The following is a 15639-nucleotide window of genomic DNA, read 5'->3' on the forward strand; positions in this document are numbered from 1 at the left end:
TGATATACGAGTACTTGTAATTTATCCAAGTATTCGTACACATTTGTTTCCACTCATTTGAATTAAACCCTTAAAATGTAAATAAATGTTTACGAATTAATATTGTATTTTATCTAACAATAAGTAAAATTTTAATTTACTATTTCGTAATTTTGTGTTTACATATTAAGTGTTTATGTAATCAATATTTTACATATAAAAAATATGCATGATTTTAACAAGGAAAATAAAATGTTAAAAGACACACTAAATAACGTTCGAATTAGAGATGAGCACATGTTAATTACACCAGAAGAAATTAAGAATCTTTATCCATTATCATCAGAATTAGAAAATCAAATTGCTTCATCTCGTCAAACTATTGTTAATATTTTAGAACGTCGTGACCATCGATTACTTATTGTTTGTGGTCCTTGTTCTATTCACGATACTGAAGCCGCAATTGAATATGCACATAAACTAAAAAAACTATCTGATGAAGTTAAAGATAACTTATTTATCGTTATGCGTGTTTATTTTGAAAAACCAAGAACCACTGTTGGTTGGAAAGGCATGATCAATGACCCACATATGGATAGTTCCTTCGATATTGAACATGGTTTAAAAAAAGCACGTAAATTACTTCTTGATATCACTAAAATCGGGTTACCAATTGCAACTGAAGCATTAGATCCAAATACACCTCAATACATCGGTGATTTAATTAGCTGGTCAGCTATTGGTGCAAGAACCACTGAATCACAAACTCACCGAGAAATGGCGTCAGGATTATCCATGCCAGTTGGCTTTAAAAATGGTACAGATGGTAGTTTAGATGTGGCGATTAATGCAATGAAATCAGCTTCAATGGCACATCGATTTGTAGGTATTAATCAACAAGGGCAAGTTACGGTATTACAAACTTTAGGTAATCCACATGGTCACGTGATCCTAAGAGGAGGAAAAACACCTAACTTTGATGCCGAAAATGTTGCATTATGTGAAGTTCAAATGAACAAGGCTAAATTAGTGCCTAATTTAATGATAGATTGTAGTCACGCCAACTCAAATAAAGATTACCGTAATCAACCAATTGTTGTTGACTCAATTATTGAGCAAATTAAGCAAGGCAACAATTCAATTATTGGTGTCATGATCGAAAGTAATTTATTTGAAGGAAATCAATCATCTGAACAACCAAAAGAAAACTTTAAGTATGGTGTATCAGTTACTGATGCTTGCATCAATTTTGAAACAACTGAGCAATTATTGCGAAAAATGAACAATGACTTAGCAGAGCCTCTAAATAATAGGCAAAAGTAACCGATTAAAGTTTATATTATTTTCATGGAACTAAATCGCCGACAGAAGTCGGCGATTTTTTTATCCAAGTTGCTTGCGTGCATTGCGGAAAATTAGCATCCAAGGACTATCTTCGCCCCAATTATCAGGATGCCATGAATTGGTTACAGTCCTAAAAACTCGCTCTGGATGTGGCATCATTATAGTTGATCGACCATCACTTGACGTTACAGCTGTAATACCATTTGGTGATCCATTCGGATTTGCTGGGTACTGCTCTGTCGCTTTTCCAAAATGGTCAATATACCTGACTGCCACTAAACCTGAAGCCTCTAAACGAGTTAAATGATCTAAATCTCTAGTTTCAACTTGACCTTCACCATGAGAAACCGCAATAGGCATATGCGAACCAGCCATATCAGTAAAGAGTAATGAAGGACTTGATTGGATTTTGACCAAACTAAAGCGTGCCTCAAAGCGTTCCGATACGTTTCGTACAAAACGAGGCCATAACTCAGCACCTGGTATTAGATCTTTGAGATTTGACATCATTTGGCAGCCATTACATACACCTAATGACAAAGTATCATTACGATGGAAGAATTGCTCAAACTCATGGCGAACTTGTTCATTAAATAAAATAGACTTAGCCCATCCTTCGCCTGCACCTAATACATCTCCGTAAGAGAAACCACCACAAGCAACGATGGTATTAAATTGATTCAATGTCACTTGCCCAGATAATAAATCCGTCATATGGACATCAATTGATTCAAATCCAGCTCGAGCAAATGCAGCAGCCATTTCAACATGCGAGTTGACACCCTGTTCACGTAAAATTGCAACTTTAGGCTTCACACCTTTGGCTATATAAGGTGCAGCAATATCTTGTTCTGAATCAAAAGTAAGGTGAACATTTAATCCCGGATCGTCATCATTTTGTTTGGCTTGATGCTCCTGATCAGCACATGCTGGATTATCTCGCAAACGCTGCATTTGCCAAGTGGTTTCTGCCCACCAAGTTCTCATGGTTAATCGAGATTCGCTATATACCACAGCACTGTTATTACGCACAATAAATTGCTGTCCGACCTTAGCTGAGCCTAATTTATAAATCGCATGGGACAGTCCAAAATGCTTAAAGCATGTCATGACTTCGTCTAAATCACTACCACGAATTTGAATAACTGCCCCTAGCTCCTCATTAAATAACGAGGCAATCACATCACTACCGAGAGAATGAATATCAACATCAATACCGCAATGCCCTGCAAATGCCATTTCAGCCAAAGTAACCAATAACCCACCATCTGAGCGATCATGATAAGCCAGTAGATTATTTTGAGCGACTAGCGTTTGTATCGCTTGATAAAAATCAGCTAATTCTTTAGCGTCATGAACATCAGCAGTTCTTTGTCCAAGATGGCGATAAACCTGCGCCAATGCCGTTGCACCTAATGCATGGTGACCTTTAGAGAGATCAACAAACAACAATAGATTATCCTGATCGGTGCGAAGTTGTGGCGTAACCGTTTTACGTACATCTTCAACTCGAGCAAATGCCGAAATCACTAATGATAAAGGTGAGGTTACCGTTTTTTGTTCACCATTTTGTTGCCATGTTGTTTTCATTGACATGGAATCTTTACCAACCGGAATAGCCAGACCCAACGTTGGGCATAGTTCTTCACCAATAGCTTTAACTGCTTGATAAAGGCCAGCATCCTCACCCGGATGACCTGCGGCTGCCATCCAGTTAGCCGAAAGCTTAATTCGCTTAATGTCGCCAATGTTTGTCGCCGCAATATTGGTAATTGCTTCACCAACAGCTAATCGTGCTGATGCAGCATAGTTAAGCAATGCAACAGGGGCACGTTCACCCATTGACATAGCTTCACCATAATAACTATCTAAACTTGCTGTTGTCACTGCACAATCGGCAACAGGTACTTGCCAAGGTCCAACCATCTGATCACGAGCAACCATGCCAGTTACCGAACGGTCACCAATCGTAATTAAAAAGGTTTTTTCGGCCACAACTGGTAAATGCAGTACCCGTTTCACTGCATCATATAAATTGATTTCAGATGTAGAAAAATGGTCACCTTCGGCTTGGCTTGACTTTACATCACGTAACATTTTAGGGGTTTTACCAAGTAAAACATCTAAAGGTAAATCTATCGGATTATTATTAAAATGTTCATCATGTAAAACTACTGCTTTATTTATTGTAGCTTCCCCGATAACCGCATAGGGTGCGCGTTCACGTTTACAAAGTTCATCAAATAACTCAAGGCTTTCCGGATGAATAGCCAGTACATAACGCTCTTGTGATTCATTACACCAAATTTCTAACGGCGACATCCCCGGCTCATCACTTAATATTTTGCGCAATTCAAACTGACCACCACAGCCACCATCACTAACAAGTTCAGGCATAGCATTAGACAAGCCTCCCGCGCCTACATCATGGATAAATAAAATAGGATTTTTATCGCCAAGTTGCCAGCAACGGTCGATGACCTCTTGGCAACGACGTTCCATTTCAGGATTATCACGTTGAACCGAGGCAAAATCGAGATCCGCATCCGATTGCCCAGAAGTCATTGAGGACGCAGCACCACCACCTAAACCAATATTCATAGCTGGTCCGCCTAAAACAATTAGTTTGGAACCAATAGGAAATTCACCTTTCTGGATATGTTCTCGACGGATATTTCCCATACCACCAGCTAACATAATTGGTTTATGATAACCTCTGACCTCTTCGCCATTAAAGCTGTTTACTTTTTCTTCATAAGTACGAAAATAACCTAACAATGCTGGACGACCAAATTCATTATTAAATGCAGCGCCACCTAAAGGTCCATCCATCATAATATCGAAGGCGCTCACTATTCGATCCGGTTTACCAAAATCTTGTTCCCAAGGTTGCTCAAAATTAGGAATTCGTAAATTTGAAACGGAAAAACCAACTAAACCTGCTTTGGGTTTGGCGCCTTTTCCAGTCGCACCTTCATCCCGAATCTCACCACCACTACCAGTTGCTGCTCCTGGCCAAGGAGATATCGCAGTTGGATGATTATGCGTTTCAACCTTCATGAGAATATCTGCATATTCCTGATGAAAATCGTAAGTTCGATTTTCATAATCAGCAAAAAAACGCCCCACTTTTGAACCATCCATTACCGCAGCATTATCTTTATAAGCGGATGACACATAATCTGGCGTATTTTCAAAGGTGTTTTTTATCATTTTAAACAATGATTTTGGTTGTTTTATACCATCAATCACCCAATCAGCATTGAATATCTTATGGCGACAATGTTCAGAATTCGCTTGACCGAACATATAGAGTTCAATATCTGTAGGATTACGGTTTAATTTTTGGAAACTTTCAACTAAATAGTCAATTTCATCCGGCGCTAAAGCTAAACCTAATTTTACATTAGCCTCTTCTAAAGCATTGCGCCCTTTTCCTAATAAATCAACAATGGTTACTGGTTTGGGCTGTTCAGTCTTAAATAATTGCTGAGCTTGCTCAAAGCTACTTAATACCGTCTCCATCATTCGGTCATGAATTAATGAAAGGAAAGTATTTTGTTGTATTGCCGTTAAGGTGGAACTAACTTGTACATAATAAGCAATTCCACGTTCTATTCGATGGATTTGTGATAGTCCACAATTATGTGCTATATCGGTGGCTTTAGATGACCATGGTGAGATAGTACCTTCGCGAGGGGTAACTAAAAAGAGTATTTTATTTGCTGGATTTTCTATCTTTATCTGCGCACTTTTAGGACCATATTGTAACAGCTTATCCAAGGTTAAACTCTGTTCGGAAGTCAGTTCATCAATCAGATCGATAAAGTGAATATATTGAGCTTCGATATTGACAATGGGGATAGATTGTTCACGACATGAGGATAGAATTTTATTAATACGAAATGTCGATAGAGCAGAAGAACCAGCTAAAATTTTCATGCTAAGTACTCTTTTTAAGCAAAAAAAGGAAAAAAATAGAACAACATTATAAAAGAAAGTAGCTAAAGAGGCTATCTTAAAAATCATTATATGATTTAATAAAAAAAGTTGAGGAGCGGGGTTTTTGAAAGCTTATTTACTCATTTTTACACTAATGTAGCACTTTGATTAACATATAAAAAACTGATTTCTTACAAATCATCTCTTTCATCTATAGGGTTAATTTTGGAGAATTAATACTAGAAGAATTATTTTTAATGCTTATAGCTATAAGATTGCAAAAAGAAGTAAAAAGGTAGAATAATATCTCAACAGCGATGACAATAAAAAACGCCAACTAAAGTTGGCGTTTTTTATTCTATAACTAAGCTTCTCTATGATTAAGCTTCGTTCCAACTATCTCTTAAGCCTACCGTTCGATTAAAGACTAATTTATCTTCTGTCGCATACTTACTATCAAGACAGAAATAACCTTCACGTTCAAATTGATAAGCTTGTTCGGCTTTGGCTTTTTTCAAACTAGGCTCAACAAATCCTTGTTTAATAATTAAAGAATTTGGATTGATAGTTGATAAAAAATCCTCAGCGCTACCAGGATTTGGGGTACTAAATAAACGATCATAAAGACGAATTTCAGCAGGTTTACCATACTTGGCTGATACCCAATGAATAACGCCTTTAACTTTACGTCCATCTTCAGGATTTTTATTTAAAGTTGCCGGATCGTAACTACAATAAATAGTTTGAATATTACCTTCTGCGTCCTTTTCAACACGATCAGCGCGTATCACATAAGCATTACGTAGACGGACTTCTTTACCTAATACTAAACGCTTATAATTTTTATTAGCTTCTTCCCTGAAATCAGCTCGATCAATATAAATCTCGCGTGTAAATGTTACTTCACGATGTCCAAGTTCTGGCCTGTTAGGATGGTTTGGCATACTTAATACTTCATCGAGTGTTTCTGAGAAGTTTTCAATTACCACTTTTACCGGATCAAGTACCGCCATTGCTCGAGGTGCATTTTCGTTGAGATCTTCTCGAATACAAAATTCAAGAGTACTCATTTCAACGGTATTTTCTTGTTTGGTTACCCCGATTCGACGACAAAATTCACGAATTGAAGCTGGGGTATAACCTCGACGGCGTAAACCTGAAACGGTTGGCATACGAGGATCATTCCAACCATCAACAATTTCTTCGGCAACCAATTGTGTTAATTTACGTTTTGAGGTAATAGCATATTCTAGATTTAATCTAGAAAACTCATACTGATGAGGACGAGCTTCAATAGTAATATTATCTAAAACCCAGTCATATAAACGACGGTTATCTTGGAACTCAAGCGTACAAAGTGAATGGGTTATATTTTCAATAGCATCCGAAATACAGTGAGTAAAATCATACATCGGATAGATACACCATTTATTACCAGTTTGGTGATGCTCGGCAAATTTAATACGGTATAAAACTGGATCACGCATAACAATAAAAGGTGAAGCCATGTCGATTTTCGCTCTTAAGCAAGCTTTACCTTCAGCAAATTTACCCTCTTTCATTTGGATAAATAATGCTAAATTTTCCTCTATGCTTCGATCACGATAAGGGCTATTTTTACCTGGTTGTGTTAAAGTGCCTCGATACTCTCGAATTTCTTCAGGAGATAGTTCATCTACATAAGCTAATCCTTTATTGATAAGCTCTATGGCATATTCATATAAACGGTCAAAATAGTCAGATGAATAGCAAATCTCACCATCCCATTCGAATCCTAACCAGCGGACATCTTCTTTAATTGATTCAACATATTCAATATCTTCTTTGGCTGGATTGGTATCATCAAACCGTAAATTACATTTACCGTGATAATCTTGGGCAATACCGAAGTTCAAACAGATAGATTTTGCATGACCAATATGTAAGTAGCCATTAGGTTCAGGCGGAAAACGAGTATGCGTTGTTTTATATTTTCCCGCAGCAAGATCCGCATCAATAATTTGACGAATAAAGTTATTTGGACGAGTTTCGTTCTCTGTCGGTAAATCACCGCTCATAAAAAACCTCTGATTATATATGTTTACTCATAACCAATTTAGAAATGAGATTTATCACTTTTATCACTTCGACCGACGAATATAGCAAATTTTTTGTCTTTTCGAAACGTTAAAACAAGAGATTTCAGTTACCTGAAAAAAATAATTACCCTCAAACGGATAACACTCCTAAATAATTTTAACAATTATTTTAATTTTAACTTCAGTTATTCCTCACCTGATTTTATCGAAACTACAAATCGTGCACCACCTAGTGGGCTAGTAACCACGAATGCTTTACCGTCATGAAATTCTGCCATTAATTTTACATAAGCTAAGCCTAACCCATATCCACCAGTTGATCGTGTACGACTGGTGTCAAGGCGAGCAAAAGGCATAAAAATTTTTTCTCGAGAATCGAAAGGAATGCCTGCACCATCATCATCAATTTCCAAAATAACTCGGTTATCTTGTTTGGTTATATTTAATACTGCTTTATGGGCTGCATATTTAAACGCATTAAGTAGCAGATTTTTGACAATAGTTTCTGCCAAATTGATATCAATTTTAGCTTTAGCATCTTGGCTATGGCAAATGAGCTCAAAGCCCTTAGGTTTAAATAGTGCTAATGACTGACAAACTTTTTCACCCCATTGTTTTAACGATACAGTAGTAAAGTTTAATTCAATATTACTTTGCTGCATTTTAAAATAATTCAAACTAGCATTAATGAGGGTTTCAAGTTCATCTATATCATCACTCATTCCTTTTTGTAAATCAGATCTTTCTACTTCGTCTGTAGATTCTTCAAGCATACTTAACTCAAATCGCATTCGTGCAAGAGGGGTTCGTAGTTCATGTGCCATCGCATGTGAAATTGTTTGGTTAGTGCTGACAAGATGCTCAATGTGAGTCCCCATATTATTTAAAACATTGGCTAATGGTTTGAATAACCAACCTTTCACATTTTCCGTTCGAGCCTTCAAATTGCCCTGTCCAAGTTGTTCTGCGGTTTGACGTATGTTGACCAGATCTTTCCATACAGCACTAAACGCGAAATAGATTAATATAAAAAAGATTATGGCACTAAATAATGCCCAAATAATAAGGAAAACGCTCAACGACATGGTATTTGATTCTAATATATCTCGCATTAGAATCGGCCCCAATTGTAATAAATGACCATCATTGAGATTGATATAGACAACTTCGTCATCACCATCATAAGCAAAATCAAGTTTTTCAAGTTCTTTTTTTACAGAATGAGATAATTCTGTATTTGCAGGTAATACTTTGATTGGATAACCAAAATATGGTTGTAACTCGTCAACTACTGCTTGCAGTGGACGCTGTTTGTTTTCATCAATATGTTTGCGAATTAAGTTGACTGTTCCTCGTTGTGATTCACGAAAAACGATATGATCATCTGGCATATCAGTTAATGATGAAGGTAGTGAATCAAACACTAATAATGCACCATAGGCGATAATACATTGCAATGAAAGTAAAATAACTAGATAAAAGACGATGCGGCGGTTAAAAAATAGCGGTTTAGCTAATAACTGTCTCAATGGTTTTCCCCTTCGCGCATGAATAAATACCCCTTTCCTCGAACCGTTTTAATTCTTGAAGGATTATCAGGATCATCAAGGAGTTTACGTCTTAACCGAGAAATTCGGGCATCAATTGAACGATCGCTACCGTCAAAATCAATCCCTCTAACTTGGGAAAATATATCGTCTCGAGATAGAATCTTACCTGCGTTATTAGCTAACAACCAGAGTAAGTCAAATTCGGCAGTCGTTAAATCTATTTCATGCCCGTCTAATAACACTTTACGATTTTCACCATCAATCACTAAATTTTCAAAGGCCAAAGTATTATTGTTAAATAAAGCAATTTGCTCTTTTAGGCCTTCTTTTTCTGTTTCATTTTGTTTTCGGCGTAGCAATGCTCGAATCCGAGCTAGTAATAATCGTGGTTCAACAGGTTTAGCTAAATAATCATCAGCGCCTAACTCTAATCCCACGATTTCATCAATATTATCTTCGCTAGCCGTCATTATAAGAATATAGTTACTGAACCATGAACGTATATCTCGACAGATATCAAATCCAGTTTTTTCAGGTAACATTACATCTAAAATAACCAAATCAGGGTTGATTTGTTGTATTTTTTCTTCTGCTCCTTCACCACTATTATGCCAATCGACCCTATATCCTTGACGGATTAGGTAGACTTGTATTAAATTGGCTAATCTTTCATCATCTTCGATAATTAATATGCGTTCACTCATTTCTGATTCTCTTTACCGTAAAGTGGACTTCGAGATGCTTCATTATACAGGCAAATAGAGCCTCGTTACAAAATATATACAAAGAGCCAACAAAGTTAGCTACCACTTTGTGAGAAAATTGTCGCCAATATCTATAACTAGCAATTTTTACTTGGAATATGAATACTTTTTCATCAATTACTAATCATCTTTTTCAACCATCTTACACTCGCTATCACAACCCTATTATTTTGTGTGATTTTGATGGCACAATTAGTGTTAAAGATGTAACTGATACTTTACTTAGTCAGTTCGGCCAAGATGGCTGTGATGAGCTCGAAGAGTTGTGGGTTAGTGGTAAAATTGGTTCTCAAGAGTGTATGAGTAAACAGATTGCCTTAATGGACGCAAGCTTAGAAGAACTTAATCAAGCATTGGCAAAAATTGAAATTGATTCTAGCTTTAAATCATTCATTAAGTATACCGAAAAAAAACATATACCAGTTCATGTAGTTAGTGATGGTTTAGATTATGCTATCCAATTTGTATTAAAGCGTCATGGTATTGAACATTTACCTATTTATGCTAATAAACTATTGCATGATAATCACAGAAGTTGGCGCCTTGAGTTTCCTTACGCTAATAAGGATTGTATAAAACAAAGTGGTAATTGCAAATGCAATCATGTAAAACAACAGCAACATTTTCCTCAAATATTGTATGTTGGTGATGGTACTTCTGATTTTTGCGTTTCACATCATGTCGATCTGGTTTTTGCTAAAGATAAGCTGATCAATTACTGTGAAAAAAATAACATTAAGCACACTGCTATTGTTAATTTTGCTGATGTAACAGAGGCTTTAAAACAAGCAGAGCAATCACTAATTCCTGTCATGATGGTGAAATAAAGGAACAATAATGAGTACAATTGAAGATTTATCTTATTTTTTACCAGGAAATAAAAATGGCGTGCTATTAATTCATGGTTTAACTGGCACACCAAATGAAATGCGTATTTTAGCCAATGGTTTACATAAAGCGGGATTTACTGTTTATGCAATACAATTGGCAGGTCACTGTGGTACTGAAGCAGATCTATGTAAAACAACTTGGCAAGATTGGTATAAAAGCGTTCAAGATGGCGCTGATTATTTAGCTAAACATGTAGACAACCTTTTTGTCGCAGGTTTATCAATGGGCGCACTTTTGGCGTTGAAACTTGCTGCAGATCGTCCAAATCAAGTTAAAGGTGTTGGTGTTCTAGCACCTACATTTTATTATGATGGTTGGAGTATGCCATTTTGGGCTAAAAAGTTTTTCTTTTTATTGGTCTATTTTAAAAAACTTGGCATTTTTCAAAAAGTCTCTTTTATTGAAAAACCGCCTTATGGTCTTAAAGATGAGCGTATCCGAGCGGTGGTATCAGAAAGCATGTTAAGTGGCGATGCTGCATCCGCTGGGCTTGCTGGAAATCCATTTCCTGCATTAGCAGAAATGCAATTATTGGCAAAACATGTTCGCCAAGAATTACCAAAAGTTACGTCACCTTGTTTAATTATGCATTCAGGTAATGACGATATTGCCAATATTGAAACTAATGCAAAATTAGTTGAGGAGCATGTTTCTGGTCCAAAACGATTAGTTGTATTAAATGATAGTTATCATTTAATTACTATTGATAGCCAACGCCGTGAAGTAATTAAAGAGTGCGCTTCATTTTTTAATAATCTGGCAGAAGGAACTTAAGCATAATGTCATCCTTAGTTATTTTTCTTTGGGTTAGTAATATTTGTTTTGATACCTTAGGACAAGTTGCTTTTAAATATGCTGCAATATCACCTACCAATAGAGATGGATGGTACTATTGGTTAGATCTCGCCAAAAATCATTGGATTTGGATAGGAATATCATCTTACATTGCCGAATTTTTACTGTGGTTAGCTTTTTTAACTTTAGTTCCACTTTCCCAAGGTGTATTGCTCGCCTCATTTAATATCATTACTATCATGTTAGTAGGTCGGATTCTATTTAAAGAATTACTGACGGTATATCGTGTTATTGGCATGTCTTTAATTACTGCTGGTGTGATCTTTGTGGGGTTATCTTAATATGGCTAAGTTCTATTTAATTGGTTTTACCGTATTATTAATGTTTGATACGATTGCACAATGTAGCTTTAAATTGGCTGCCGAACATGCCCAGCCACTTTCGATGAGCGTTGAATGGATAGTTAGGGTATTTTCCGGTCATTGGATCTATGTATCAATAGCTGGCTACATTTTTACTTTCTTTACTTGGATGACTTTATTAAAAAAAGCGCCTGTAGGACCTGCTTTTGCAGCTTCACATTTTGAAGTTGTTACCGTAATGATTGCTTCAGTTTGGCTATTTAATGAACCTATCACTTTATTTAAGTTAATTGGAACTATATTGATTGTTTCAGGGATTTTGTTTTTAGCACTAGCAGAAAGTAAACTTGCGAAGAAAGATACTCATCATCGTTCTAAATAACTTCAAGATAAGGATTAAAAACCTGGCAAACTATATCAGTTCTTGAATGCTAGGTTTTTAAAGCTTTTAATAATGTTAAATTAAGTTGATGTTGTTCTTGTTGCCAATCATTTAACTTTTCTAATGATATTTCGGGCTGTTTGTCCAGTGAACTTAGTAATCTCTTAAACCAATTTTTAGGCTGCCATATTGATAATTCGCCCGTGATATCACTACCGATAATCCGAGGCTTAATAGATGTAATAGTATCTAATAAATGATAGGTTTGTAATTTTCCTTGATCCCAATTGGTATGAATAACTTCTTCACTTAAGGCATCTTTATCTATCGATAAATATATCGGTTTAGTATTACGGTATTGTTCGGATAGAAACTGAGTAATAAGATCATCTGGCGAATCAAAATAGCGAAAAGCATGACTTAAACCAATTTTCTTAGCCCAAGAGACATTAACATCCATGCTCCAATAAGTCAGTTTTTTATGAAACAATGGTGACCATCTATTTTCCCAAAAATGCCATAAGCCAATATCATGTGATGTAATTCCTAATACATGTACATGGCTAACAAAAGGTAAACTAGCCACATAGCTAACCCATGATCCACAGTGAATGCCAAACAGATAACGCATGTTATCTGGATGGTTGTCGAAAATAACTACTTCAATGGGATTTTCTTCTGTATATTGCTTAGCTAGCTGCTCAATAAGTAATAACGAAATATGGTGGTAATCACCACTACCCATTAATACCGTACCATAGCTTTCTGGTAATGATTGTTGTAATACCTTTTTAAACTTTTGGAATTTTTTTGTACTACAACCAAAGCGAATGACATCTTGCCACTGAGTAAAATCAATCGTTTTAGCATTATCAATTTCACCTACGCTTTGATCAAAGTTAAGGATAACTAGCGATGTCATGCTACTTTCTCCTTATCAGTTTCGAAATGGCCAATTAATCTACGCAAAACAGCCCTTAATAAAGGGTTTCGTATATAAACTAAGTGTTTAGTTAAGGTAAAACTAGCACCTAAAGAAGCTTTAACTTCTGGATCAGTCCAACCTGCAACATAATTACTAAGTTTTTGTTGTAATGCATATTCAAGATTAACAAACCAACTAACAAAATAGAGGTTTAATTCTCTTGCTTGAGGATAAACCATTCCTATGTATTTATCGATTAAAACATTGTTCACTACAAAACAGATGTTATAACCAATTAATTGTCCATTATGATGATAAGTAAAAATACGTCCATTTGAGGATTTGCTTTGCAGTAATTGGGTGAAAAATGGCTTAGTTAATAAATCAAAATGTACTTCACTCTGCTCATATACATTCAGATAAAGTTGATAATATAGATCAAGAGTCGCCTCATCAAAAAAACAATCATCACCAGTTTGTAAGATGTTAATCTCCAATTTTTCACGGGACTTTAGTTTTCTTCTTAAATTTTTACGACGACTGTATGATAGTTTTGCAAAAAAATCATCGATCGACTCAAAATCAATTGGAACCCAAGCTAAAGCTTGTCCTTCAACTTCAATAAACCCCCGTTCTTTTAAGGAACCAATAATCTGTTTAGAATATTGATTATCCTGCTTACTAAGCAGAGGTGAATCGGATGGCAAATCTTTAACAATAACAAATGGATATTTTTTTGTATAAGCTGCCTTAACATTGTCAGCTAATTGATGCGCATCGATTTTATTAGTCAATAAACTATATTCTGAAACGGTTGTACCCACAAAGCATGTTTTTGGTTGTAACCAATGCCGCCATTTTTTATAAAAAGGCAATTTATGAACTTTATGTTTAAAATCATCATCAGCAGTTATGAGCAAATCAAACTTAGCGGAAAAAGCAGGTATACCGTCTTCACTCATCCAGCTAGTAAACTCTCGCGGAGGATGAGAAAGAAAATTGTTGATTAATTCATTAGGTTCTAATTGATTGATATATCGCATAACTTTCTATAAATGATCTGAAATTCCCGCTAATTGATATTAGCGGGATTATTTTGATTTAAGACTTAAAGTTCTTTTTTAGCTCGAGTAATTAATTGATCGAGTAGTTCAATACCTTGATCAATCTCTTGACGAGTAATATGTAATGAAGGAGCAAAAGTGATAACATTTTTGTAATAACCACCAATATCAAGCACTAAGCCCATTTTGTTACCTTTCCAATCAAGATCACCTGACATACCAATATCTACCATTTTATCAACTAATGCTTTGTTAGCTGTAAATCCATCTTCGGTACAAATTTCAGCACGAAGTGCAAGACCAAGGCCATCAACTTCGCCTATTTCTTTATGTTTCTTCTCAAGTGTTTTTAATCCTTCAAGGAAATATGCACCGCTATCCATTACCATTTTTTCGTAATCTGTTTCAGAAGTCATTTTTAATACTTCTAGGCCAACTGCGGTACCTAAAGGATTTGAAGCAAACGTAGAGTGGGTTGAGCCAACTGGGAATACTTCTGGATTGATTAACTCTTCACGAGCCCATAAACCCCCTAATGGATTTAAACCATTAGTTAATGCTTTCGCAAATACCACCACATCAGGTTTAACATCAAAATGTTCAATTGACCATAATTTACCAGTACGATAAAAGCCCATTTGAATTTCATCAACAACTAATAAAATACCATATTGATCTAAAACTTTTTTCAGACCTTTAAAGTAATTACGAGGAGGAACAATATAACCACCCGTTGCTTGTAATGGTTCGGCATAAAATGCAGCATATTCTGCTTGTCCGACTTTTGGATCCCATACACCGTGATACTCAGTTTCAAATAAACGTGCAAACTCAGCAACTAAGTGTTCACCATATTCTTCTGCTGTCATTCCTTTTGGACGACGGAACGGATATGGGAATGGTACAAACATTGCACGATCACCAAAATGACCATAACGACGACGGTAACGGTAGCTCGAAGTAATTGAAGATGCACCCAAAGTACGACCATGGTAACCACCTTGAAATGCAAACATCAGGGATTTACCACCAGTAGCATTACGAACGACTTTTAATGAATCTTCAATACATTGTGAACCACCAACATTAAAATGAACTCGTCCTTGGTAACCGAATCGCTGTTCCATACCTTGAGCAATTGTTTTTGCTAATTCGATTTTAGTTGGATGTAAATACTGGCTAGCACATTGCGGTAAAGTATCGATTTGCTTTTTAAGTACGTTATTTAAACGCTCATTAGCATAACCAAAGTTACAAGCAGAGTACCACATTTGTAAATCAAGGAAGGCTTTACCTTCTTTATCATACATGTAACTACCTTCACAACCATCAAAAATCTTTGGTGGTTCAACATAATGCACGGTATCACCAAATGAACAGTATTTTGCTTCATCCGCTAATAACGTTGCATCGTCGGGACGACTATTAATCATTTCTAAAGTTGGTTTACTCATAATTTATCTCACTAATCCATATTCAAATATGACAAAATGTGGCATTATTATCAGAGAAAATGGATTGTAACAATGTACATTTAATGTATAGATTTTGTGACAACAAGCC

The 15639-nt window shown here is 35.9% G+C and carries 12 protein-coding genes; 5 read left to right on the forward strand and 7 right to left on the reverse strand.

The window, feature by feature from the left end:
• Nucleotides 1-231 precede the first annotated feature (231 nt).
• The gene (locus J3U27_RS05820) at nt 232-1302 is read left to right on the forward strand and encodes a 3-deoxy-7-phosphoheptulonate synthase (protein ID WP_065562872.1); all 1071 of its coding nucleotides are present in this window, start codon (nt 232-234) and stop codon (nt 1300-1302) included.
• A 60-nt stretch (nt 1303-1362) separates the two neighbouring features.
• On the opposite strand, the gene purL is transcribed toward J3U27_RS05820, so the two are convergent.
• The 4 genes from purL to J3U27_RS05840 form a co-directional block, all read right to left on the reverse strand.
• Nucleotides 1363-5265, reverse strand: a complete 3903-nt coding sequence (gene purL / locus J3U27_RS05825) for a phosphoribosylformylglycinamidine synthase (protein WP_267377051.1) — start codon at nt 5263-5265, stop codon at nt 1363-1365.
• Between the two features lie 380 nt (nt 5266-5645).
• Nucleotides 5646-7322 carry a glutamine--tRNA ligase gene (gene glnS, locus J3U27_RS05830; protein WP_267330580.1) on the reverse strand — a complete coding sequence of 559 codons (1677 nt, stop codon included), beginning with the start codon at nt 7320-7322 and terminating at the stop codon, nt 5646-5648.
• A gap of 206 nt (nt 7323-7528) precedes the next feature.
• Nucleotides 7529-8872 (reverse strand): ATP-binding protein, encoded by a 1344-nt coding sequence (locus tag J3U27_RS05835; RefSeq protein WP_065562875.1) that lies wholly within the window; start codon nt 8870-8872, stop codon nt 7529-7531.
• Nucleotides 8869-9597 carry a winged helix-turn-helix domain-containing protein gene (locus tag J3U27_RS05840; protein ID WP_065734928.1) on the reverse strand — a complete coding sequence of 243 codons (729 nt, stop codon included), beginning with the start codon at nt 9595-9597 and terminating at the stop codon, nt 8869-8871. Before J3U27_RS05840 ends, J3U27_RS05835 begins: the two co-directional genes overlap by 4 nt.
• A gap of 158 nt (nt 9598-9755) precedes the next feature.
• On the opposite strand from J3U27_RS05840, the gene J3U27_RS05845 reads away from it, so the two are divergent.
• Genes J3U27_RS05845 through J3U27_RS05860 form a run of 4 tightly spaced genes read left to right on the forward strand, consistent with a single transcriptional unit; the run spans nt 9756 to nt 12087 of the window.
• Entirely contained in the window at nt 9756-10484 is a 729-nt protein-coding gene (locus tag J3U27_RS05845) for an MtnX-like HAD-IB family phosphatase (protein ID WP_065562877.1), read from the forward strand.
• 10 nt (nt 10485-10494) lie between these two features.
• Entirely contained in the window at nt 10495-11322 is an 828-nt protein-coding gene (locus J3U27_RS05850; protein WP_267377052.1) for an alpha/beta hydrolase, read from the forward strand.
• Nucleotides 11323-11327: 5 nt separating this feature from the next.
• Entirely contained in the window at nt 11328-11684 is a 357-nt protein-coding gene (locus J3U27_RS05855; RefSeq protein ID WP_065562879.1) for an EamA family transporter, read from the forward strand.
• Nucleotide 11685: 1 nt separating this feature from the next.
• Complete coding sequence (locus J3U27_RS05860) at nt 11686-12087, forward strand: DMT family transporter (RefSeq protein WP_220225264.1); 402 nt, start codon at nt 11686-11688, stop codon at nt 12085-12087.
• Between the two features lie 49 nt (nt 12088-12136).
• Here J3U27_RS05860 and J3U27_RS05865 read toward each other — a convergent pair whose 3' ends face one another.
• From J3U27_RS05865 to J3U27_RS05875, 3 genes are all read right to left on the reverse strand, one after another.
• Nucleotides 12137-13009 carry an arginase family protein gene (locus J3U27_RS05865; RefSeq protein ID WP_267377053.1) on the reverse strand — a complete coding sequence of 291 codons (873 nt, stop codon included), beginning with the start codon at nt 13007-13009 and terminating at the stop codon, nt 12137-12139.
• Complete coding sequence (locus J3U27_RS05870; protein ID WP_065562882.1) at nt 13006-14055, reverse strand: GNAT family N-acetyltransferase; 1050 nt, start codon at nt 14053-14055, stop codon at nt 13006-13008. Before J3U27_RS05870 ends, J3U27_RS05865 begins: the two co-directional genes overlap by 4 nt.
• Before the next feature lie 65 nt (nt 14056-14120).
• Nucleotides 14121-15530 (reverse strand): aspartate aminotransferase family protein, encoded by a 1410-nt coding sequence (locus J3U27_RS05875; RefSeq protein ID WP_110422514.1) that lies wholly within the window; start codon nt 15528-15530, stop codon nt 14121-14123.
• Between the last annotated feature and the right edge of the window lie 109 nt (nt 15531-15639).

The organism is Gilliamella sp. B2911, from assembly GCF_026536965.1.
GTDB classification, from domain to species: domain Bacteria; phylum Pseudomonadota; class Gammaproteobacteria; order Enterobacterales; family Orbaceae; genus Gilliamella; species Gilliamella apicola_E.